Below are 22,778 nucleotides of genomic sequence, written 5' to 3'. Positions count from 1 at the left end.
CGACCTAGTCCCCCAGCTTCTTGATCTCCTCCTCCAAGTCGTCCACCCGGTCGCCCGAGCCGTCCTCGGGGCCGCTGTCCTGCGGGGCGTGGACGTCCACCTCCGCCGGGTCGACCGTTGCGTCCGAGTCCGACAGCAGCGAGCGGATGCCGGAGTTCAGCACCGCCAGCAGGGGGACCGCCAGCAGTGCGCCCGCGATGCCTCCCACGACCAAGCCCGCGGTGATCGCCAGGACGACCGCCAGCGGGTGCAGCTTCACCGCGCGGCCCAGCAGCAGCGGTTGCAGGACGTGGCTCTCCAGCTGCATCACGCCGATCAGCACGGCGAAGACGACCAGTGCCGCCACCGGACCGTTGGCCACCAGGGCGATCAGCACGGCCACCGCGCCGGTGATCACGGCGCCGATGATCGGGATGAAGGCGCCGAGGAAGACCAGTGCCGAGAGCGGGACCACCAGCGGTACGCCGACGATCCACAGGCCGATGCCCACGCCGACCGCGTCGACGACCGCCACCGCCGCGGTGGCGCGGACGTAGCTGACCAGCGAGGCGAAGCCGCGCCTGCCCGCCACGTCGGCCCGTGCGCGGACGTCCTCCGGGACCGCGCGCACGCAGAAGCGCCAGATGCCGTCGCCGTCGTGCAGGAAGAAGATGAGGGTGAACAGCGCCAGCAGCAGGCCGGTCAGCAGTTCGCCCACGGTGGCCGCGGTGGTGAGGGCGCCCGAGGTGATCTCGGACTGGTTCTCCTTGATCGTGTTGAGCGCGTTGTCCAGGTACTGCTGGAGCTGCACGTCGCTCAGGTGCAGCGGCCCGTCCCGCAGCCAGCCGCGGATCGTGTCGAGGCTGGCGGAGACCTGGGTCTGGAGGTCCGGAAGGCCCTTGGAGAACTCGGTGATGACGAACGTCAGCACGCCGCCGACCACGGCGATGCCGCCGATCAGCACGAGACCCGCCGCCAGGCCGCGCGGCACGCGCACCTGGACCAGGCTCGACACCACGGGTGACAGCAGGGCCGCCAGCAGCAGGGCGATGGCCACCGGGATCACGATGGTCGCCAGGAACGACACCACGTTCGCGACCACGTAGAGGGCCGCGACCACGGCGACGAACCGCCAGCTCAACGCGGCGCTGACGCGCAGCAGCCTCGGGACGCGGTTGCTGATCTCCGATTCCGGTGCAGTCACGCTGGTCACCGTATCCCGCGCACCCCTGGTCAGCACCGTGGTCGAGGTGATCAGATCGAGCTTCACGGGGGAGGGCGATGGACCACGAGTTGACCGAGGTGGAGCGCCGGATCTGCTCGGCGTACGCGGCGGGGGCACCGATCGACCTCGGAGCGGGCCGCAAGGACCGGGCCGAGCGCACCGTCCGCGGGACCGTGCTGACCGACCTGCTCAACGGCGTGCACCGCCTCCCGAGGTCCGGTGTGCCCGCGCTGCGGCTCACCGGGGCGAACGTCGTCGGCCCGTTCGCGCTGGAGGGATCGCGGCTCCACACAGTGATCGACCTGCGGGAATGCGCGTTCGAGCAGCCACCGGACCTGCGCATGGCCCACCTCGTCGGCCTGCGGATGCGCGGCTGCCGCGTGCCCGGTCTGTGGGGGCGCAACCTGCACGTCGCCAGCGACCTCGTGCTGGAGGCCGGGTTCACCAGCGACGGCGTGGTCGACCTGACCGACGCGACCGTCGAGGGCACGCTGCGCCTCGCGGGCGCGGTGCTGCGCAGTCGCGGAGATCACGCGCTGCTCGCCGCGCGCATCCGCGTGTCCGGCTCGATCCAGGCCATCGCCCTGCGCGCGCACGGCGAGGTGCGGCTGCGCGGCGCGAACGTCGGCGGCAGCGTGCACCTCGGCGGCGCCCGGCTGGTGAACCCCGCGCAGGACGCGCTGGAGGCCACCGGCATCGTGATCGCGGGCAACCTGTTCTGCGACGCCGAGGGCGGCCGGTTCACCGCGGAGGGCCGGGTGCTGCTCGACGGCGCCCGCGTCGGCGGTGACGCGATCTTCTCCGGCGCGCGGCTGCGGTCGACCGTGACCGACGACCGGCCGGTGCTGGTGATCCCGCGCGGCACGGCCGACGAGACCGCGGCCCTCGTCGCGGACCGGATCAGGGTCGAGGGCAACGTCGAGCTGGACGACGGGTTCACCTCGTCCGGCGCGGTCCGGCTGCCGAACGCCGACATCGGCGGCTACCTCCGCATGTCCGGCGCGGTGATCGGCCAGCCGGACGTGCTGGAGGAGCTGGAGCACCTGACCGGTGTCGTCGTGCACCGCATCCCGGTCGCGCTGCACGCCGACGGCATCCAGGTGCGCGGCGACGTCGAGGCCCGCGGCGCGGTCAACGGCGGGTTCGCGGGCGACGGCGCGCACGAGTCGGCGCTGCGCGCCTACGGCCAGGTGCGGCTGGTCGACGCGCACGTGCGCGGCAGCATGAGCCTGTCCGGCGTGCAGCTCAACGGGCCGGGCATCGACGTCCTGTTCGCCGACCGGCTCCGCGTCGGCGGCACCCTGTTCCTGCGCGACCTGCGGGCCAAGGGCTCCGTGCGGTTGCAGAACGCGCACATCGGCTCCACGCTCGACTGCTCCGGCGCGAAGCTCACCCACCCGCGCCGCCGCGCCGACGGCACGGTGAAGCCGTCGCTGGACGCCCGCGTCTCCACCATCGGCAAGGACCTCCTGTGCAGCTTCGGCTTCCAGGCGGTCGGCGGTGTGCGGATCCGGCTGGCCGAGGTCAGCAAGATGGCGACGTTCGCGGGGGCCGACCTCGGCGGGCCGGGCAGCGACATCGCGCTCAACGCGTACGGCCTCCAGGTGCACCAGCTGGTGCTGCGGCTGTCCGACGAGCAGGTCCCGGTGGGCCGGGTGGTGCTGACCAGGGTCAGGGCGACGTCGGTGTCGGACGGGCCGGGGCTGTGGGCGGCGACCGGCGGCGTCGACGTGGAGGACTTCAGCTTCGACTCGATCTCCGCGTCGCCGGACGTGGACGTGCGCACCCGGCTGCGGTGGCTGCGGGAGGTGCAGCCGGACTTCGCGCCCGGCCCGTACGAGCAGCTGGCCGCGGTCTACCGGGACGGCGGCGAGGAGGAGCTGGCGCAGCACGTCCAGCTGGAGAAGCAGCACCGGCGCTACTCCGAGCTGGGGTGGGCCGGACGGGTCTGGGGCTTCCTCCAGCGGTGGACCGTCGGCTACGGCTTCCGGCCGTGGCTGGCCATCGCGTGGCTGCTGGTCTTCTGGCTCGGCGGCTCGCTCTGGTTCCAGTGGCACGAGATGGTCAGGCTCAACTCCGACGAGGACCCGGTGTGGAACGCCTGGCTGCTGTCGATGGACCTGCTGATCCCCATCGTCGACCTCGGCCAGGACGGGAAGTGGCAGTTCACGGGCGCGTCCCAGTGGATCTCCAGCGTGCTGATCGCGGTCGGCTGGATCCTCGCGTCGACGGCCGCCGCGGGCGCGGCCAGGGTGCTCAAGCGGATCTGACCCGCGGCGAACGTCCGAGGTCACCGGCGATCCGACGCGGTGATCGTCACACGATGTGACGAATCATCACGCTGGGGCGTGCGGTCCTCCGGTCCTTCCTGGCAGGCTCACGACGTCGGCTTGTCCACTGCGGTCGACGTCCCAGTCAAGGTGGAGGTACCCAGGTTGTCTGCTGCGGACCAGCGAGCGGGGATGGGGGCGCGCCGTGTTCGGCGTGCCCTCGGCCGCGTTCTCCTGGTCCTCGGCGGCGCGGTGGCAGGCACTGCCACCGCCTGGGTCCTCTCCACGGCAACGGCCGCCGCCGAGGCGCCGGAGTCCGGCGTGGTGGCGGTTTCCGCAGGGGTGGTGCAGCACTCGGTCAACGAGGTGCTGCCCGCCCAGGCGACCACCGCGGCAGCTCCGGTCGTCGCTCCGGTCACCCGGACCGTGGCTGGGATCGATCAGGTGTTGCGCGCAGAGCAGGAGAAGGTGCGCGCTGCCACCACCCCGCAGATCGAGGAGGTCGCGGGCAAGCTCCGCGGCAGCGTCGACGAGGTGGGTTCCTGGTTGGAGCCGCGTCTGGGCGAGGTCATCGACCCCGACGCGCTGCTCCCGGTCGGCCAGGCCGTGAACGCCGTGCCCGTGCAGGCCGCCCCGATCGGCACCAGCGTCGAACCGGTTCCGGTCGACGCGCCCGTCGTGGAAGCCCCGGTCACGCCCTTCTCGCGCTTCGGCGACCAGTGGGCGCAGCAGCCCGTCCCCCCGCGCCCGGCGCAGGGCGACGAGTCGCGCCCCGATTTCCCCGGAGACCGGTCTCCGGTGCCGTTCGTCCCGTTCGTTCCGCCGGTCAACGTGCCGGTTCACTGCTCGTGCGGTGGCGACGGTTCCGGTTCGGCTGGCAGCCAGAACTCGGCAGCACAGGCCGCGTTCGTCAACGCCTACAACTCCGCTGTGGCTCGGGCGCTCAAGCCCACCACCGAGCGGATCTCCGTGCTCCCGGGAAAGCAGCCCGGCAGCACCCCTGACTGATCTGAGCGCGCGGTCCTAGGCAGCTTCCAACGCTGCCCTGGGTACTCGACCGGCGCGCTCTTGTTCTGCGCTCCTTTGTTGGTCGAGACACCGCGCGCCCAGCCGTCCTCGATCCGGGTGGTCCGTCCCCGACGCCTCGCGTCCGGCCATCCGCCACATCCCCCGCAAGGGAAACAAAGGAAAAAGGAGTCTCAATGCAGACCTGGGCAAAGCGCGGAATCCAGTCCGCGCTTGTGACTGGTGGTTTGCTGATGCTCGGAACGGGCATCGCTTCTGCCCAGGAGAACGTCAACCCCGACGCTCCTCCGTCGACCATCGACGGCGGCATCCAGGTGCCGATCGACATCGCGCACACCGCGTTCGGCGCCGCCGAGGGCCAGAACGAAGCCGCCGAGTTCAACCGCGATGCACCCTCGGCCCGGACCACCAGCACCAACCCGCTGATCCGGAACTCCGCTGAGCGCGCCGACGCGAACCACACCACCCGCAGCACCCCGGCCACCCCGTACGCGAGCCCGTACACCGGCGACCAGACGTGGACCGGTGAGCAGACGTGGACCGAGACCAGCGGTGCCCCCATCGCCCTCGCGCAGCAGGCACCGGCGGAGGAATCGACCCTGCTGGGCCACCTGGCGGGCGTACCCGTGGGACTGCCCGTCCCCGGTGAGCAGATCGCCACGTCGGTGGTCGCACCGGCGCTGGCCGAGCACGGCGACGACGTGATCGCCGTCGCGGACACCAGGAGCGACGAGGTGCCGCTCGGCGCCGACGCCGTCGCGGCTCAGACCATCGACGACGCGGCGGGGCACGTGGGCAACCCGATCAACGACACCGCACTGGTCGACGGAGGACTGTCCGAAACGACCGGCCACCTGGGTTCCATCTCGGGCAGCCTCGTCGACGTGCCGGCCTCGGACCCCGTCCACCAGGGCTTCGACAACGCGACCATCGGGGCCGACAACGGCTTCTCCAACGTCGACTCCGCGCTGGACTCCACGTCCCACGACGACCAGGACGACGTGCTGACGGTCCCGGAGGCGTGGACCGTCGAGGTCTTCGGCGAGCCGATCGGCGAGTACGGCTCGATCGCCGACGAGCGGGCCGCCGTGCCGGACCTGGCCGAGACCACCCCTCTCGCCGGACCGGTCGAGGTCATCGGCGAGGCCGTGACCGCGACGGCGAACGGCGACACCGGCGACCTCGGCGGCACCCGGTCGGACGGCACGCCGCTCGACGGGGCGGCGGCCGAGACCCCCGCCGTCAGCGGTGGCGTCACCACGCAGGAAGTCCCGCTGTCGGCGGAGTCGACCGTGCGGTCCTACGACGTCTCCGACGAGGTCCTGGGCAGCGCGCTCAGCAACGTCTACACCAAGGCTCCCCAGCTCACCGCCGAGGAGACCGAGGCGGCGAACCTGGCGCGCGGCGTCCAGATCCCGAAGAGCATCGACAGCCTGCTCACGTCGACCGAGCTGCCCGGCCTGAGCGGTCTGAACAGGTTGCCGATCCAGCGCGACACGCTGGCTCCTCGGAACCTCCAGGACGCGGAGGTGCCCGAGCTCCCCACCTTCGTGATCCCCCACACCGCGATGCGCGGTGGGGTTCTGGTGCCCGCCGACGTGGTCGGCGACGCCCTCCGCACCTCGCCCGTCGACGCCGTCCAGCTCTCCGCCGAGGAGACCGAGGCGGCGAACCTGGCGCGCGGCGTGCAGATCCCGAAGAGCATCGACAGCCTGCTCACGTCGACCGAGGTGCCCAACCTGACCGCGTTCGAGGTGCCCCGCATCCCCGAGCCGCAGCTCCCCGAGGCGCGTCCGTTCGACAACACCCCGTCGCTGGGCGGCGCGCCCGTCCCGGTCCGCCAGTCCGCCCAGCAGGTCGCCGACGGCGTGCACACCGTGAACACCGCGGACGTGTCCCTGCCCGTCGGCCCCGAGGTCAACGGCGGCGGTGTCGCGATGACCGACGAGCGCCTGCCCGTCCACCCCCAGTACGCGGTCGACCGCGGCACCGACGCCGCGGGCCTGTCGAAGATGACCCTGCCGAAGGGCAGCTACTTCGACAAGGTCTCCGACACGTCGGGCTCCGACACCGCGGGCCAGGCCGAGCGAGCGGTGAACACCTTGTCCGACACCGTGGCGAGCGCTCCGCTCCCCGTCCCGCACCAGCACGTCAACCTGACCGAGGAGCGTTCCTTCAGCGGTTCGCTGCCCGCCGGTGGTGACGCGGGCTTCGGCGCCGCGCCGGTCGTCAAGAGCCTGGTTCCGCTGGGCACCGGTCGCAACCTGACCTCGCTGCCCACGCTGCCGGTGTCGGCGCCGTCCGCACCCGCCGTCCTGCCGGTGCTGCCGGTCTCGCAGCCGCGCGCGATGGCCGACGGCGTCCCGCTGAGCGACATCAAGCTCAACCCGACGAGCAGCTACGTGGACGTCCCGGCCCTCCCGTCCCGCGCCGGGCGTTCCCACCCCGCCCCGGCCCTGGCCGGTCTGGACACCAGGACGATGTTCGGTTCGCTGGAGGACACGATCCAGTTCGAGCGCATCAAGTGATCGGCTGAACCTCCGCCCCACCTGAGGGATCCGGGCCCCCGACGCACCAGCGTCGGGGGCCCGGCCCGTGTCCCTACCCGCGCAGCAGGTCTTCCACGTGGGTGATGACGGAGTACACCGGGGCGGCGCCGTCGCTGGTCACCCAGCAGACCCGGACACCGGGTCGGATGCGGGTGTGGGCCAGGCGCACGGCCCGTCCGGCCAGTTCGCGCACGCGTTCCGCGACGGCCTCCCCCGATCCGCAGCTGTGCTCGGCGACGACGGCGAACTCGTCACCGCCGTACCGGGCGACCGTGTAGTCCTCGCGCAGGCCCTCCCGCAGCCTGCCGCCGATCACGGTCAGCAGTTCGTCGCCGCGGGCGAAGCCGTGCTCCTCGTTCACCCCGGCCAGGTGGTGCACGTCGACCAGCACGAGCGTCACCACCGTCCCGTGCGTCCGGGCCCGCACCAGCGCCTGGTCCAGCCGGTCGTGCAGCAGCGCCCGCCCCGGCAGCCCGGTCAACGGGTCCAGCAGACCGCGCGAGTGCGGCACGTCCGTGTGCACCGGTTGGAGGAAGACCACCACCCGCGGAGCTCCCCGCACCGCGAGCGGGTGGCACTCGACCCACACCTGCACGTGCGGCCACCCGGCCCGGACGACCACCACCGGCAACGTCAGCACGGCCCCGGTCCTCAACACCTGCGCCGCGATCTCACCCCGGTTCGGCAGCCGGGCGCCGGAATCGTCCCGCACGGACCACCCCAGCGGCCGACGCCCGGACAGCAGCTCCTCGGACCGCAACCCCAGCAGGTCGGCCGCCAACCGGTTGCCCGCCAGCACGTCCCCGTGCGCGTCCATCAGCACGACGCCGACAGGTAACTCGGCGATCAGTTCGTCCCACACCGTTCGGGTGAGGGCTGTCTGCACGGTACGCATGAGGCTCGTACCTCCCGCTGGCTGCCACGGCCTGTTCGTGAAGAGCTTCCACGCAGGTAGCGGCCATTTCAATAGGCCTGATGACACCCGGTTCGGTGATCTTTCGACCCCGCGACCGGCTAGACCAACCGGGCGATCATCGACCCGAAGTCGTGTTCGGACACGATCGGCACCTCGTAGGCCCGCGCCCGGCGCGCCTTGCTGGACAGCGTGAACGGATCGGCGGCGACCAGCACGCGGGTCGCCTTCGTGACGTACCCCTGGATGACCCGGAGCCCAGCGGCCGACGCCCGGTCCACCCACACGTCCCGCGGGTCCGACATCTGCCCCGTGAAGACCACGGTGTCCCCGCGAACCAGCGAGACCGGTGCCCGGACGACCGGGGCAGCCACCACCTCACCCCGCCGAACCGGACGCACCGAAGTGGACCCGAACGACGGCCACGGCAGGTCCGGGGCCGAGTCGAGCAGCTCCTGCCAAGGCAGGGGCCGACCAGCCGACCGCAGGTACCCCGAGAACAACCCCGCCGCCGCGTGCGCGTCGAACAACGCCGAGTGCGCGTCCACCAGCGACACCCCGGCAGCGTCACAGCAAGCCCGCAACGACCGCCCAGAACGGTGGGGCAGGTACTCCGCCGCCAACCGCATCGTGCAAAGCCCCGGAACAGGCCACTCCACACCCAACCGCCCGAACTCGGCGGCCAGGAACCGCGAGTCGAAACTCAGGTTGTGCGCCACCAGCACGCGCCCGCGCAACTGCTCGGCCAACACCCCACCGACAGCGGCGAACGAGGGCGCGTGCCACACCTCAGCCGCACTGATCCGGTGAACGTGCTGGGGCCCGAGATCCCGCCCAGGATTGACCAGCGAACACCACTCGCCAGTGACAACCCCATCTTCATCGAGCTGCACCACGGCGACCTCGACGATCCGATCCCCAGAAGCAGAAAACCCGGTCGTCTCAGCATCGACAACCGCATAACCAACACCCGCCACAACAACGGAATCTACTAGGGCCCAACACGAGGCGGGCCAAGGGCTTTTCCCCGCACCGAGGTCGATGTGCCAGGGGAATTCGCGGTGGATCGGGCAGGGTGACAGCACCTGCCCTTGAGCCCGATCACAGGGACAAATCGAGGGTTCCCCGAGTCACATCGGCCACCCGACTCGGGACTGGCGGCGACCGGATCCTCTGGGACTGGCAGCACGCCGACCCTCGGGAACCGGCAGCACCCCGACCTCGGGAACCGGCAGCGCGCCGGGCCTCGGGAACCGGCAGCGCGCCGAGCCCTCACGTCCAGCAGCCACCCGATCATCTTGAGGACCGCCGGCCACCGACCACCCCGGCAGCGGCAACCCACAACCCCTACGTGTGCGCCAGATCCGTGAACCGGCTGTAGTGCAGCTGGTGCGCCACGACGATCGTCGCCGTAGGACCAGCACGGTGCTTGGCGATGATCAGGTCGGCCTCACCGGCACGGGGGTCGTCCCGTTCCCAGGCGTCCGGGCGGTTGATCATGATGACCATGTCCGCGTCCTGCTCCAGGGAGCCGGACTCGCGGAGGTCCGACAGCATCGGCTTCTTGTCGGTCCTCTGCTCGGGACCGCGGTTCAGCTGGCTGATCGCGATCACCGGCACCTCCAGCTCCTTGGCGATGAGCTTGAGGTTTCGGGAGAACTCCGACACCTCCTGCTGCCGCGACTCGGTGCGCTTGCCCGACGACATCAGCTGGAGGTAGTCCACCACGACCAGCTTCAGGTCGTGGCGCTGCTTCAGCCGCCGCGCCTTGGCGCGGATCTCCATCATGGTCAGGTTGGGCGAGTCGTCCACGAAGATCGGGGCTTCGCTGATCTCGCTCATCCGCCGCGCCAGCCTGGTCCAGTCGTCGTCGCTCATCCGACCACCGCGCATGTCGCCGAGGCGGATCTTGGCCTCGGCGGAGAGCATGCGCATGACGATCTCGGTGCGGCTCATCTCGAGCGAGAAGATGGCGCTGGTGAGGCCGTGCTTGATCGAGCACGACCTGGCGAAGTCGAGGCCCAGGGTGGAGTTGTGCGTCGGGATCATGGTCGGCCCGGCGAGGTACATGTGGTCGTGGTTGTCGACCTCCACGCACCGCACGGGAACGGAGGCCACCGGGCGCACGGCGACGACGTCGACGCGGTCGCCGCCCAGCGTGCGGAGGAGTTCGGCGATGTCGCGCGACAGCCGCACGAACCGCGTCCCCAGCGATCCACCGACCAGCAGCGCGTCCAGCAGCTCCTGCCGCTGCGCCCGGCTGGCCCGCAGGTACTCGACGGGGATGTGGGGCTCGTCCGCCAGACCGAGTTCCTTGGCGGTGCGCACCTCGTCGTCGGTCAGGTCCGACGCCGCGAACGCCAGCTCGCCCGCGCCCGCGAGGAACGCGCCGAGCGTGCGGGGCGGCAGGGGCAGCGGTGCGTGGGGCAGGTTCCAGCCGGACGCGAGCCGCACGGAGTGCCGCGCGCTGCTGCGGTGGAGCTGCTCGGTGGTGCGGATCGCCCAGAACCCGCCGGTGGCGCTGCACGACTCGGTCAGCCACTGGTGCCGCGCGTCGGCCGTGATCACGGTGCCGTCGCTGAACTCCACGTCGAAGCACGGGCGGTCGACCAGCACCTCGGTCGCCGCGACGACCCTGGTCGGCCTGCCGTCGGCCCCCATCAGCCGCTCGCCGACGCGCACCTCGCCCATGGTCGTCCAGCCGGTCGGCGTGGGCAGCGGGGTGTCGAGCGCCAGCGCCTTGCCGACACCGGGCCGGGCCGCGACGATGATCATCTGGCCGGGGTGCAGGCCGTTGGTCAGCTCGTCGAGGTCGGCGAACCCCGTCGGGATGCCGCTGGAGTTGCCGCCGCGCGAGGCGATGGCGTCGATCTCGTCCATGGTCGGCTGGAGCAGGTCTTCGAGGACCACGTAGTCCTCGGTCGTGCGCCGGTCGGTCACCTCGTAGATGGCGGCCTGGGCCCGGTCGACGACCTCGTCCACGTCGGCGCCCTCGGCACCGTTGTAGCCGAGCTGCACGATCCGCGTGCCTGCCTCCACGAGCCTGCGCAGCACGGCCTTCTCGGCCACGATCTCCGCGTAGTACCCGGCGTTGGCCGCCGTCGGCACGGTCGCGATCAGCGTGTGCAGGTACGGGGCGCCGCCGACGCGCAGCAGCTCGCCCCTGCGCTCCAGCTCGGCGGACACGGTGATCGGGTCGGCGGGCTCGCCGCGGCCGTACAGGTCGAGGATGCAGTCGTACACGGCCTGGTGCGCGGGACGGTAGAAGTCCGTCGGCGCGAGCGCCTCGATGACGTCGGCGATGGCGTCCTTGCTCAGCAGCATGCCGCCGAGGACCGACTGCTCCGCGGCCAGGTCCTGCGGGGGCTGCCGTTCGAAGCTGGGTTCGGCCATCCCTCGGTCGTCCACCAGCGCCACCGCGCCCTCACCTCCACGCATCGAGCTGTCCGACGTCCGTTGTACCCCGAGGCACCGACAATTCTTCGCAGCACGGGCTGCAACTCACAGCGAGCACCGGGGGACGTGTCCCGGACGCTAGAGCCACCCGACTGGAGTAGGCAAACCTGCCTGTGGACAAGTCGGTGGACAAGTTGTGGATGACCGGCGCCAACTGGCCACACCGGGCCGAGAAGGTGGGGACAACCTGTGTACAACTTGGTGTGTGACAGAAAAAGCCGCAGCTCAGAGGCTGTGTACAACTTGTGGAAAAAGTTGTGGGTCACTGGTGCGGCGTGTCGCGTGTAACTCGCTTTTCGGCGTGTCGCGGGGTGCCTGTCACAGCGGTCTGTCCACAGGCCGTCGGCTACGCCGCGACTACGACGAACGAGCGACAGCGCCGCCCGCCCGGCGAACCGGGCGAACGGCGCTGTCGGTGTGCGTCTGCGGTGCTCAGCTGGCGGAGGACACGTCCACCGAGAGCGAGACCGTGACCTCCGGGTGCAGCCGGACGGTCACCGCGTGCTTGCCGGTCGTCTTGATGTGACCGGCCAGCTCGATGGCGCGCTTGTCCAGCGTCGGACCACCGGCGGAACGGACGGCGGACACCACGTCGGACGTGGTGACCGAGCCGAACAGCTTGCCGGAGCCCTTCGCGGACTTGGCCTTCAGCGCCACGGCGCCGAGGTTCTCCAGCGCGGCCTTGATCTCCTTGGCGTGGTCCAGGTCGCGCACGCGGCGCGTCTCCTGGGCACGGCGGATGACCTCGACCTGCTTGGCCGCGCCCTTGGTGGCCACGATGGCCAGACCGCGGGGCAGCAGGTAGTTGCGTCCGTAACCGTCCTTGACCTCGACGATGTCGCCGGGGCCACCAAGGCCGCTCACGTCAGCAGTGAGGATGAGCTTCATGTTCTGGGCTCCGTCTCTCTCTGAGTTAGCGGGCGGTCGAGGTGTAGGGCAGCAGCGCCATCTCGCGCGAGTTCTTCACGGCGATGGCGACGTCGCGCTGGTGCTGCGAGCAGTTGCCCGTCACGCGGCGCGCGCGGATCTTGCCGCGGTCGGAGATGAACTTCCGCAGCATGGTGGTGTCTTTGTAGTCGATCTGAGTGGCGCTCTTGTCCTTGCAGAAGGCGCAGACCTTCTTCTTGGGCTTGCGCACAGGCGGCTTGGCCATGTGTGTGCTCCTGGGTAAACGCGGTGTGGGTTGTCTGGGTGACCGGTGCGCGGTCTAGAAGGGGGGCTCGTCGGCGAAGCCGCCGCCACCGCTGTTGCTCGCCGCCGGGGCGGAGCCCCAGGGGTCGTCAGCGGGAGCGCCGCCACCACGGGGAGCGGAGGAGCCGCCGCCGAAGCCGCCGCCCTCACCCCCGCCACGGCTGACCTTGTTGACCTTCGCGGTCGCGTAGCGCAGCGAGGGGCCGATCTCGTCGACCTCAAGCTCCACGACGGTGCGCTTCTCGCCTTCCTTCGTCTCGAAGGAACGCTGGCGCAGCCGTCCGGACACGAGCACACGCGAACCACGGGTGAGCGACTCGGCCACGTTCTCCGCGACCTGGCGCCACACGTTGCACCGCAGGAACAGCGCGTCGCCGTCCTTCCACTCGCCCGACGCCTTGTCGAACGTGCGGGGAGTGGACGCCACGGTGAAGCTCGCCACCGCGGCGCCGGACTGGGTGAAGCGCAGTTCGGGATCGGCGGTCAGGTTTCCGACCACCGTGATCGTCGTCTCGCCAGCCATGTCGGGAGCCCCTGCCTCAGACCTTGGCCTTGGCGGCGTTCTTGGCCGCCTTCACCGAAGCCTTGGTGGACTTGGCGGGGTGGCGCCGCATGACCTTGGTCCGCAGCACGGTCTCCTGCAGGCCCAGCTGGCGGTCCAGTTCCTTCACCGCGTCGGGAGTCGAGGTCAGGTCGAGGACGGCGTAGATGCCCTCGCTGCTCTTGTTGATCTCGAAGCTCAACCGGCGCTTGCCCCAGACCTCCACCTTCTCCACGTTCCCGCCAGTGGTGCGGATGACGTTGAGAAAGTTGTCCAGCGACGGTGCGACAGTGCGCTCGTCGAGACTGGGGTCAAGGATGACCATCACTTCGTAATGACGCATGAGGACCACTCACCTCCTGTGGACTCGCGGCCACGGACTGTCCGTGGCAGGAGGGTCGTCGCGTCAGCAACCTGCGAAGCCTACCAGCGGCTAGCAGCGGTCCGGTCCAGGGGTCAAGCCGCTGAACGGCGCAGCACCCACGTCCGCACCAGCGCGCCGGTCACGCACGAGAGCGCGAGCACCGCGAGCAGCACGGGAACGGCGACGCCGCCCATCTTCCCGGTGCCGGGCAGCGCCTGGGCGCGGCCCGCGGTCTGCACGGTGCCGCTGTCCGTGGACGGCAGCCCGTAGCCGGGGGTGTAGCCGGGCACCTGGCCGCCGTAGCGGACGCCGGGCGAGGGCGAGAAGAGGCCGGGCGTCGCGAACGGCAGCGAGCCGTAGCCGAACATCGGGACGCGGCCGAAGTTCGCGCCGAGCCCGTTCGGGCCGTACAGCGGCACGTCACCGGGGCCGACGCCGCCGACCGGGCTGAAGATGCTGCCGGGACCGGGCTGGCCGGGCGTGGTGCCCGTCCCGGTGCCGGGGGGCGTGCCGGTGCCGGGCTGACCGGTGCCCGGCTGGCCGCCTGGCGGGGGGACCTGCGGCTGGGGTGCGCCGGGGAGCTGGCCGGCCGCCTGCTCCGAGGCGTCGGCGATGGCGTCCGTGCCGTCCTGCACGGGGGCCACGACGGCGTTGACCGCCTTCACCGTCACCCCGCAGGTGGCGGACAGGGTCTGCTGCACCGAGGCGCCCAGCGTGCCGATCACGGGGCCGAGCAGGGGGATCTTCGCCAGCTCGGCGACGACCTTGGTGGCGATCTCGCCGCCGGTGATGGCACCGGTCCCGGTGGGGATCGCGCCGATCGGGATCGGCGGGAGCGCCGTGAACGCCCCGCGCAGCGGCTCCGCGAGGGGCGGGCCGAGCAGCGGGATCGCGCGGACCAGGTTGACGACGGGGTCGACCACGGCGCCGGGGCTCAGCGCCACCGGCGTGCCGGGAGCCCCCTCGACGGTCGTCCGGCAGCTGCCCACGACCACCGGTTCAGCCGCCGAAGCCGTGCCCTGACCTGCGGCGGCGCCGAGGGCACCGATCACGAGTGCCACGAGCGCCGCTCCGAACAGCCGGGTGGGTCGGGTCCGCATGTCCTGCCTCCCCATCGTTTCCTACTTTCAAGTAACGAGCGTAGGTCCTGGTGGTGACGCAGTCCACGGGCTGTTCGGCGGTAGTCCCCCCGAACCCCGTATCGACGGTGGGGCGGCAGCGCATTACCGAAGCCGACTACCCTGCATGGTCATGCGCATCGGGGCTCATGTCCGCGACGACGACCCGCTCGGCGCCGCGGCGGACCGTGGCGCGGAAGTCGTCCAGTTCTTCCTGGCCGACCCGCAGGGCTGGAAAGCCCCCAAACCGCACCCGCAGGCCGCCGAGCTGCTCGCCTCGGACATCGCAGTGTTCGTCCATTCGCCGTACGTGCTCAACGTGGCGTCCCTCAACAACCGGATCAGGATCCCCTCCCGCAAGGGGGTGGCCCAGCACGCCACGGCCGCCAAGGCCGTCGGCGCCGAGGGGCTGATCGTGCACGGCGGCCACGTCACCAAGGGCGAGGACCCCGCCGAGGGGTTCGCGAACTGGCGCAAGCTCTTCGAGCGCCAGGCCGAGTCCGGTGGCTTCGACGTGCCGATCCTGATCGAGAACACGGCCGGTGGCGACAACGCCATGGCCCGCCGGTTCGACTCGCTCAAGCGGCTGTGGGACGAGGTCGGCGACTTCGGCGCCGGGTTCTGCCTCGACACCTGCCACGCGTTCGCCGCCGGTGAGGACCTGGTCGGCATCGTCGAACGGGTCAAGGCCATCACCGGCCGGATCGACCTCGTGCACCTCAACAGCTCGCGCGACGAGTTCGCGTCGTCCCGTGACCGGCACGCGAACATCGCGTCCGGCACCATCCCGCCCGAACAGCTGGTCGCCGTCCTGGCGGCCGCCGACGCCCCCGCCGTGGTGGAGACACCCGACGAGGGCCAAGCCGCCGACATCGCGTTCCTGCGCGAGCACGTCGGCCGGTGAGCATGGCTCAGGAAGTGGTGGCCGCTGTGCCCGAGCACGTCGACGGGCCTCGGTCCAACCACTTCGGGCGCTCCGCGATGGCGGTGCTCGTGCTGCTCTGCGGGCTCACGCTGATGATCGGCTTCGCGAACAAGGACCGCTGCACGGGACCGTCGTTCGACCAGTGGGGCCGCAGCCAGCCCGACTACGAGCAGCGCAACAAGCAGGAGGTCTGCTACTCCGACATCCAGCACCTGTGGATCGGCCGCGACGTCGACCGGCACGTCTTCCCGTACGTGCACGGCGACATCAACGCCAAGGGCGTGCTGATCGGCGGCACCGTCGAGTACCCGGTGCTGACCGGCCTGCTCATCTGGGCGGGCGCGATCTTCACCGACACCGACGCCGGGTTCCTGCTGTTCTCGGCGCTGCTGATGGCGCCGTTCGGCCTGGCCACGGCGTGGCTGCTGGGCAAGCTGTCGCGGTGGCGGGCCCTGCTGTGGGCGATCGGACCGCCCATGGTGCTCTACGCGTTCCACAACTGGGACCTGCCGGTGGTGCTGTGCGCCGTCGCCGCGGTCTACGTGGTGCACCGGGGCTGGGGCGGGCTCGGCGCCGACCGGCCGCTGATCGACCGGGCCGTCGCCGCGTCCGTGCTGCTCGGCGTCGGGTTCGCGTTCAAGATCTACCCGGCGCTGTTCGTGCTGCCGCTGATGCTCTACGTCCTCACCGGCGGTCGCGGCGGCCGGGAGATGCCCGCGGGCAAGCGGTACGACTGGGCGGGCGCCGTCCGGGTCGCGCTGGCGTCGATCATCACCGTGGTGCTGGTCAACCTGCCGTTCGCGCTCTTCGGCTACAAGGGCTGGTTGGCGTCGTTCGAGTTCCAGGGCCAGCGCCGGGTCGACATCACGACCAACTCCATCTGGTACTGGGGCATGCGGCCGTTCATGTCGGACGACGCCATGCAGTCGCTGGTGAGCGTCCTGTCGCCGGTGTGCATGGGGGTGTCGTTCGTCGCGGCCTGCTGGATCGGCTGGCGCCGGTACCTGCGCGACGGCGTGTACCCGTGGATCCCGGTGTCCGCCGCGATGCTGTGCGGGTTCCTGCTGCTGCACAAGGTGCACTCGCCGCAGTACACGCTGTGGCTGGTGCCGATGTTCGTGCTGATGCGCATCCCGCTCGGCTGGGCGTTCGCGTACTTCGCCGCCGACCTGGCGATGGGGATCGGCATCTTCCGCTGGTACTACGCGATCGAGTTCGGCCAGCCCGCGGGCATCTACGACGGCTTCTCCGCGCAGGCCGTGGTGATCGGCGTCTGGGGTCGGGCCGCGCTGCTCGTGGTCCTGTTCTACGTCTTCCTGCGGGCCCGCGACACGGTCACGGACACCGAGGACGACGAGGCCGCGTTCGACCAGCACGCGGCCGTCCACGACGGACGGCGGGACTGACCCGCTCGGCCCCGGCGCACCCGCCGGGGCCGAGCGGCGTGGTCAGACCCTCGCCTGGTGCGCGGGTTCCCGCGCCTTCGGCAATTTCAGCACCCTCCGGTCCGGAGCCCCGTCCAGGAACCCGCCCGCCGGGTCGTCCTCACCGGCCCGGCGGACCAGGTCGAGCGACGGCCGGTAGACCTCCCGCACGATCAGCACGCACAGCAGGACCACGAAGGCGTCGCGCAGCAGCACCGTGCCGAGGAACCAGTCGATCGGCAGTCCCTTGTGGTCGGTGCCGAGGTAGAAGTACATCCGCGGCACCCACACCAGCGCGTCGACCGCCATCCACGCGAACAGCAGCTTCCAGCGCGGGATCGCCAGCACCGCCAGCGGCACCAGCCACAGCGAGTACTGCGGGCTCCACACCTTGTTGGTCAGCAGGAACGCCGCCACCACCAGGAACGCGAGCTGCGCCAGCCGGGGTCTCGTCGGCGCGGACAGCCCGATGAACCCGACGGCCGCGCAGCAGAGCACGAACAGCACGGCGCTCACCGTGTTCAACACCTCCGGCACCTGGCCCTGCACCAGTCCGGGGTCGAAGCCCTGCCAGCCCGTCCACTGCGCCACCACGTTGTACAGCGAGTCCGGGTCGACGCCGCGCTCGGCGTTCAGCCGGAAGAACTCCTGCCACCCCGGCCGGTAGAGCAGCGCGATCGGCAGGTTCACCGCGGCCCACGTCGCCAGCGTCGTCGCCACCGTCGTCATGCCCTCGCGCACCCGGTCCGACCGCCAGCACAGGATCAGCAGCGGCCCCAGCAGGAACAGCGGGTACAGCTTCGCCGCGCCGCCCAGCCCGAGCAGCACGCCCGCGAGCACCGGTTTCTTCCGCGCCCAGGCCAGCATCCCGGTCGTCGCGAACGCCGCCGCGATCGTGTCGAAGTTCGTGAACGCGTGCACCACCACCAGCGGTGAGAGCGCCACGACCGCCGCGTCCCACACCCGCCGCCTGGCCAGCCTGGCGACCGCCCACGCCGTCGCCAGCCACGCCAGCGCGAGCCAGAACGCGGTCAGGTTGAAGTAGACGATCACCGTCATCGGCGCGGGCAGCCAGCCCGACTGCGCCAGGGTGATCCACCCCTGCGCCATCCGCGCGTTCACCCACTGGAACAGGCCCGTCAGCACGGGGTACTCCATGTACCGGACGTGCGCCGTCGGCTTGCCCTCGTCGTCGATCCACGACGTCCGGTACGGGAACGTGCCGGGCTGGTCCATCCGCTCGGCCGTGTACAGCGGCACGACGTCGGAGTAGCAGAGCGCCACGAACTGGCGGCTCCCCCGCCAGTCGAGCTGCACCTGCCCCTTCTCGTCGACGTACTGCTGGATGCACGGCGACTTCTGCAACCACGCCAGCGACAGCGTCACGACGGTGAGCAGGAGCACGACCCGCAGCGGCGTCCAGAACCAGTGCCGCCCGATCGAGGCGTGGCGGCCGACCGGGCCGCCGAACGGCTTGCTGGCCTGTTTCGCCAGCGGCTCCGTCCACGTGGGCAGGACCCGCTCGTCCGGACCGAGCGAGTCCGTGTCGTCTGCGTTGGAGTTCTGGACATCCGATGGGCTGGACACCCGCCGGATGCTACGGGTTGCCTGATCACGTCGGGGTCAACTCGCGCCGACTGCCCGCGGCGGGTCCGCAGACGACGATGGGCCCGACGCGGTGCGTCGGGCCCATCGTCATCGCGCTGGATCAGGGATCGTCGGGGTCCCTGCCACCCCCGCCGGGTCCGGCGCCGTTCGTCTGCGTCGACGTGCTGGTGCCGCTGGGCGGGCAGAAGCCGGGCAGGCAGCCCGGCGGCCTGCCGGACGACGGCGTCTGGGAGGTCGTCGAGGTCTCCGACGTCTCGGACGTCGGCGGCGGCTCGGTGGTGGTCGGGGTGGTCGTCGTGGTGGACGGGGCGGGCGGGGGCGACGGCCTCGGGGGCTCCGACTGGCCGATCATCTTGGCCTTCGGGAACTGGACGTTCGGCACGCCGTCCAGCGCCAGGTCCATGAACCTCTTCCAGATCTGGCCGGGCAGGCCCGAACCGAAGATCGGGTCGTCCTGGGAGTTGCGGAGGGCGACGTTGCCCGCCTCGGTGCCCATGTAGACGCCCGCCGCGAGGGTCGGCACGTAACCGACCATCCAGGCCTTCGAGTTGTCGACGCCGTCGAGCTCGTGCGTGCCGGTCTTGCCCGCGCACTCCCGGCCGCCCGCGCAGGTGGTGCGCGGGGAGGCCTTCGGGATGTCCTTCAGCACGTCGGTGACGTTGTCCGCGATCTGCTCGCTCTTCGCGGGGTCGGGGTCGAACGCGGACCGGGACTTGTCGGCGTGCTGGTGCAGCAGCTTCCCGTCCGGGCCCTCGATCTTCGTGATGAAGTACGGCTCGTGGTAGGTGCCCCTGGCCGCGAAGGTCGCGTACGCCGACGTCATGTCGAACGGGCGCACGAGGGTCTTGCCACCGCCGATGGAGATGTTGCCGTCGGGGCCGTCGCCGTTCTCGCCCGCCAGGAGCTTCTGCGGTTCGCCGCCCGCGATCGAGACCTCCTCGGGGATGCCGGCCTGGAACGCGGCCTCGGCGACCTTCCCGGTGCCCACCTTGTTGACGGCCATGTCGTAGAACACGGTGTTCACCGACTTGACCATCGCCTCGCGGACGCTGCACTGCTTGGGGACGTTGCAGGCGACACCGGCGGCGTTCTTGACCGGGTTGTTCTCACGACCGGGGAACTTCCGCGGTGAACTGCCGTCGTAGACCTCGCCGACGCCCTCACCCTGCTGGAGCGCTGCGACCAGGTCGAACGGCTTGAACGAGGAGCCCGGCTCCTGGAGCGTGCCCTTGTTGTAGTCGATGCCGAAGCCGTCGTTGCCCGCCCAGTAGGCCCGCACCGCGCCGGTGCCGGGGTCGATGGCGGTCAGCGAGTAGCGCAGGTTGTCCGGCTGGCCCTCCATGACCTCCTTGACCGCGGTGTCGGCGGACTGCTGCATCTTGGGGTCGATGGTCGTGTAGACCTTGATGCCGAGTTTGAGGGCCTTCTCCATCGTCATGTCGATGCCCGCGCTCGCCATCTCGGCCTCGACCTGGGCCTGGATGTGGGCGGGGGGACCCTCCAGCGCGTTCTGCTGGACGTCGGCCAGCGGCACGGGCTTCGGGAAGGTCTGGGAGTCGTAGTACTCCTGGGTGATCCAGTTCTTCTCGAGCATCTGACCCATCACGAACTTCCAGCGGCTGACCGGGTATGCCTCCTCCTCGGACCGGCTGGGGTTCTGGATCATGCCCGCGATCAGGGCGGCCTCGGACGCGGTGAGGTCCTGGACCTCCTTGTTGTAGTACATCTTCGCGGCGGCCTTGATGCCGAACGCCGAACGTCCCTGGTAGATCGTGTTCAGGTACGCCGCGAGGATCTCGCTCTTGCCCTTCTGGTTGCTCATCTTGTAGGCCTTGACGACCTCGGTGAACTTCCTGGAGAGCGTGGGCGCCTCGTTCTCGGTCGCCTTCTTGACGTACTGCTGGGTCAGACCGGAACCACCGCTCTCACCGCCGGTGACCTGGATCCACACGGCGCGGGCGATGGCCTTGGTGTCGAAGCCGGGGTTCGTCTCGAAGGTGGCGTCCTCGGCCGCGAAGATGGCGTGCTTCACGTCCTCGGTCAGCGCGGGGTCGTCCACCGCCAGCAGTTCGCGGTTCGCGCCCTGGGGCGCGATCTTCGTCATCTCGGAGTCGTCCGCGTAGTAGATCGTGACGGCCTTCTGCTGGCCCTCGGCGACCACGGCGGGGTCGGGGACGTCGACGACCTGGTAGGCGATGGCGAAGGCGACGACCGGGGTCAGGACCATCAGGCCGGCCGCCACGTAGGAGATGCGGCGGACGCGCCGCCAGATCCGCTTCTTGCGCAAGCGGCGCTCCTCCTCGTCCGTCAGCTCCTCCTCGTCGTCGTAGTCCTCCTCGAGGGACTCGTCGCCGTAGAAGATCGCGGGCTCGTCGGGTTCCCGGTGCGTGAGCAGGTCGGGTTCGCGCTTCACCGAGGGCTGGACGGGCTGGAGCAGGTCCGTCAGCTCGTCGGGCTTGTTGGTGGGCGGCGGGGGCTGGCCGGGGCCGCCGGGACGACCACCGGGGCCACCGGGGCGGGGACCGCCCGGACCGCCGGGGGGCATGGGGGGACGACCACCGGGCCCGCCCGCGCCGGGTGGCACGGGGGGCCTGCGGGGACCGCCGGGGGGAGGCAGCGGAGGACGGCCGCCGGGGCCGCCCTGGGGACCGCGCGGCGGCGGGCCCTGGTTCATGGCACCGGGCGGTGGGCCCTGCTGCGGGCGGGGGAAGTCACCGGGCGGCGTGCCGGGGCGCCCGCCGGGACGGGGGGGAACGGCGCCCTGCGGGGGGCGCGGGAAACCGCCGGGCGGTGTGCCCGGTCGGGGGGGCCGGTTCTCGCCGTGCGACGGGTTCCGAGCGCCGGTTCGATCATCCGGCTGATCCTGGGCACCGTGACGCCTGCCCGCCGCGCCGCCGTCCGGGTCGTCCCCGGTCGGCCACTGCGGCTCGCCGCCACGTTGCCTGTCGTCATGCTGGTCGTTCACGAAAAGGCCCTCCCAGACCGGCGCACGCGCGTGCGCGGTTCGGTGGTCACACACCGCAGGTGTTCGGTTACGGCGATCAGCGGACGGAGCGGGTTCACTCCGCCGCGGTCCTCCGGCGTGGCTTCTGAGTTTTCAGACCACGCGTCCCCAGGACGTATGACTGCACCAGGTGGTTCCAACTACATGTGCGGCAGACTTCCACGACGTACACGGTGAATTCCTCGTAGAGGTTCGACATCCGTCCGAGCTCGTCCGCGGTCCTCGCGGAACCGGCGGCGTGCTTGAGCTCTTCGCCGTAGACCCAGGACACCAGAGTCAGCGGTTCCTTGCGGCACACCGGGCACGTGACGTCGCTCGGCTGACCGTGGAACTTCGCAGCTCGGAGTAGGTATGGACTCGCATCGCAGACCTCCATGGTACCCACCCGGCCCGAGTGCACGTCGGCGAGCAGCGCACGGCGCTGCAACGCGTAGTCCACGACCTGTCGTTGGGTCACCACGCGACAAGAGTACGTGGCGACCGCCCGCCACCGGTGGTCCGTTCAGGGCAGCGTCGGTGAATCCGATATCACGGTGTGCCACAGCACACACTCAACAGGAGGCGCAGATGTATCGGGCCGATATACTGAGTTCACCCATCGGGGCTCAGGTAGGGAGGTGACTCGTGCTGGACTTCGCCATCCTCGGCCTGCTGCACGAGGCACCCATGCACGGCTACGAACTCCGGAAGCGCCTGCACGAACTGCTGGGGGCCTTCCGGGCGTTCTCCTACGGCACGCTGTACCCGACGTTGGGGCGTCTGCAACGCGCCCACCTCATCGTCGAAGAGGCGCCGGAGGAAGACGTGCGGGCCTGGGGCCGACGGGCCAAGAAGGTCTACCGGATCACCGCTGAGGGCAAGGAGCGGTTCGCCGAGCTCTTGGTCGACGCGGGACCGCAGACGTGGGACGACGACTCGTTCGGTGTCCACCTGGCCTTCTTCTCCCGCACGCCCGCCGAGATCAGGATGCGGATCCTGGAGGGCAGGCGCAGGCGGGTGGAGGAGCGCCGGGAGGGCTTGCGCACCACGTTGGGCAGCGCGAGCGACCGGATCGACCGCTACACCCGCGAGCTGCACCGCATGGGGCTGGACACGACCGAGCGCGAGGTGCGGTGGCTCAACGAGCTCATCGCCCACGAGCAGGCCGAACAGCGGAAGACCGAAGAGTGACCGCCGCCATCAGGG

General features: G+C 70.7%; 18 protein-coding genes and 1 pseudogene. 6 read left to right on the top strand and 13 right to left on the bottom strand.

What is annotated here, in order from left to right; genetic code table 11:
• Positions 1-4: 4 nt before the first annotated feature.
• A complete protein-coding gene (locus tag VFZ92_RS12650; protein WP_330876066.1) occupies positions 5-1,183 on the bottom strand; it encodes an AI-2E family transporter in 1,179 nt (392 codons plus the stop codon).
• Positions 1,184-1,260: 77 nt separating this feature from the next.
• On the opposite strand from VFZ92_RS12650, the gene VFZ92_RS12645 reads away from it, so the two are divergent.
• The 3 genes from VFZ92_RS12645 (at position 1,261) to VFZ92_RS12635 (ending at position 7,028) form a co-directional block, all read left to right on the top strand.
• The gene (locus VFZ92_RS12645) at positions 1,261-3,474 is read left to right on the top strand and encodes a hypothetical protein (protein ID WP_330876065.1); all 2,214 of its coding nucleotides are present in this window, start codon (positions 1,261-1,263) and stop codon (positions 3,472-3,474) included.
• A 120-nt stretch (positions 3,475-3,594) separates the two neighbouring features.
• The gene (locus tag VFZ92_RS12640) at positions 3,595-4,482 is read left to right on the top strand and encodes a hypothetical protein (RefSeq protein WP_330876064.1); all 888 of its coding nucleotides are present in this window, start codon (positions 3,595-3,597) and stop codon (positions 4,480-4,482) included.
• 251 nt (positions 4,483-4,733) lie between these two features.
• Positions 4,734-7,028: a hypothetical protein gene (locus VFZ92_RS12635; protein WP_330876063.1), complete on the top strand. Its 2,295-nt coding sequence runs from the start codon at positions 4,734-4,736 to the stop codon at positions 7,026-7,028.
• Between the two features lie 73 nt (positions 7,029-7,101).
• On the opposite strand, the gene VFZ92_RS12630 is transcribed toward VFZ92_RS12635, so the two are convergent.
• From VFZ92_RS12630 to VFZ92_RS12590, 9 genes and pseudogenes are all read right to left on the bottom strand, one after another.
• A complete protein-coding gene (locus tag VFZ92_RS12630) occupies positions 7,102-7,944 on the bottom strand; it encodes a sensor domain-containing diguanylate cyclase (protein ID WP_330876062.1) in 843 nt (280 codons plus the stop codon).
• Positions 7,945-8,063: 119 nt separating this feature from the next.
• The gene (locus VFZ92_RS12625; protein WP_330876069.1) at positions 8,064-8,519 is read right to left on the bottom strand and encodes a hypothetical protein; all 456 of its coding nucleotides are present in this window, start codon (positions 8,517-8,519) and stop codon (positions 8,064-8,066) included.
• Positions 8,520-8,858, bottom strand: a pseudogene (locus VFZ92_RS12620) (exonuclease domain-containing protein); the annotation flags it as partial.
• A 451-nt stretch (positions 8,859-9,309) separates the two neighbouring features.
• Complete coding sequence (gene dnaB / locus VFZ92_RS12615; protein WP_414719883.1) at positions 9,310-11,286, bottom strand: replicative DNA helicase; 1,977 nt, start codon at positions 11,284-11,286, stop codon at positions 9,310-9,312.
• 564 nt (positions 11,287-11,850) lie between these two features.
• Complete coding sequence (gene rplI, locus VFZ92_RS12610) at positions 11,851-12,306, bottom strand: 50S ribosomal protein L9 (protein ID WP_330876061.1); 456 nt, start codon at positions 12,304-12,306, stop codon at positions 11,851-11,853.
• 25 nt (positions 12,307-12,331) lie between these two features.
• Complete coding sequence (rpsR, locus tag VFZ92_RS12605) at positions 12,332-12,571, bottom strand: 30S ribosomal protein S18 (protein WP_106184952.1); 240 nt, start codon at positions 12,569-12,571, stop codon at positions 12,332-12,334.
• A gap of 54 nt (positions 12,572-12,625) precedes the next feature.
• Positions 12,626-13,132 (bottom strand): single-stranded DNA-binding protein, encoded by a 507-nt coding sequence (locus VFZ92_RS12600; RefSeq protein WP_330876060.1) that lies wholly within the window; start codon positions 13,130-13,132, stop codon positions 12,626-12,628.
• Positions 13,133-13,148: 16 nt separating this feature from the next.
• Positions 13,149-13,493 carry a 30S ribosomal protein S6 gene (gene rpsF, locus VFZ92_RS12595; RefSeq protein WP_330876067.1) on the bottom strand — a complete coding sequence of 115 codons (345 nt, stop codon included), beginning with the start codon at positions 13,491-13,493 and terminating at the stop codon, positions 13,149-13,151.
• A 113-nt stretch (positions 13,494-13,606) separates the two neighbouring features.
• Positions 13,607-14,614 (bottom strand): hypothetical protein, encoded by a 1,008-nt coding sequence (locus VFZ92_RS12590; protein WP_330876059.1) that lies wholly within the window; start codon positions 14,612-14,614, stop codon positions 13,607-13,609.
• Positions 14,615-14,765: 151 nt separating this feature from the next.
• On the opposite strand from VFZ92_RS12590, the gene VFZ92_RS12585 reads away from it, so the two are divergent.
• Both VFZ92_RS12585 and VFZ92_RS12580 read left to right on the top strand, forming a co-directional pair.
• Positions 14,766-15,536, top strand: coding sequence for a deoxyribonuclease IV (locus tag VFZ92_RS12585; RefSeq protein ID WP_330876058.1), 771 nt, complete (start codon positions 14,766-14,768; stop codon positions 15,534-15,536).
• Between the two features lie 77 nt (positions 15,537-15,613).
• A complete protein-coding gene (locus VFZ92_RS12580; RefSeq protein WP_414719882.1) occupies positions 15,614-16,963 on the top strand; it encodes a glycosyltransferase family 87 protein in 1,350 nt (449 codons plus the stop codon).
• Positions 16,964-17,005: 42 nt separating this feature from the next.
• Here VFZ92_RS12580 and VFZ92_RS12575 read toward each other — a convergent pair whose 3' ends face one another.
• The 3 genes from VFZ92_RS12575 to VFZ92_RS12565 all read right to left on the bottom strand — a co-directional run bounded on the left by VFZ92_RS12575 (position 17,006) and on the right by VFZ92_RS12565 (position 22,053).
• The gene (locus tag VFZ92_RS12575; RefSeq protein WP_330876056.1) at positions 17,006-18,568 is read right to left on the bottom strand and encodes a glycosyltransferase family 87 protein; all 1,563 of its coding nucleotides are present in this window, start codon (positions 18,566-18,568) and stop codon (positions 17,006-17,008) included.
• A gap of 121 nt (positions 18,569-18,689) precedes the next feature.
• On the bottom strand, positions 18,690-21,134 hold the full coding sequence (locus tag VFZ92_RS12570) for a transglycosylase domain-containing protein (protein ID WP_330876055.1): 2,445 nt from the start codon (positions 21,132-21,134) through the stop codon (positions 18,690-18,692).
• A gap of 514 nt (positions 21,135-21,648) precedes the next feature.
• Positions 21,649-22,053 (bottom strand): DUF5318 domain-containing protein, encoded by a 405-nt coding sequence (locus VFZ92_RS12565; protein WP_330876054.1) that lies wholly within the window; start codon positions 22,051-22,053, stop codon positions 21,649-21,651.
• Positions 22,054-22,217: 164 nt separating this feature from the next.
• Between VFZ92_RS12565 and VFZ92_RS12560 the strand changes: the two genes are divergently transcribed.
• The gene (locus VFZ92_RS12560) at positions 22,218-22,763 is read left to right on the top strand and encodes a PadR family transcriptional regulator (RefSeq protein WP_330876053.1); all 546 of its coding nucleotides are present in this window, start codon (positions 22,218-22,220) and stop codon (positions 22,761-22,763) included.
• Positions 22,764-22,778 lie beyond the last annotated feature (15 nt).

The organism is Umezawaea sp., from assembly GCF_036375055.1.
Lineage (GTDB): Bacteria > Actinomycetota > Actinomycetes > Mycobacteriales > Pseudonocardiaceae > Umezawaea.
This window is presented reverse-complemented; position numbering and strand designations above follow the sequence as displayed.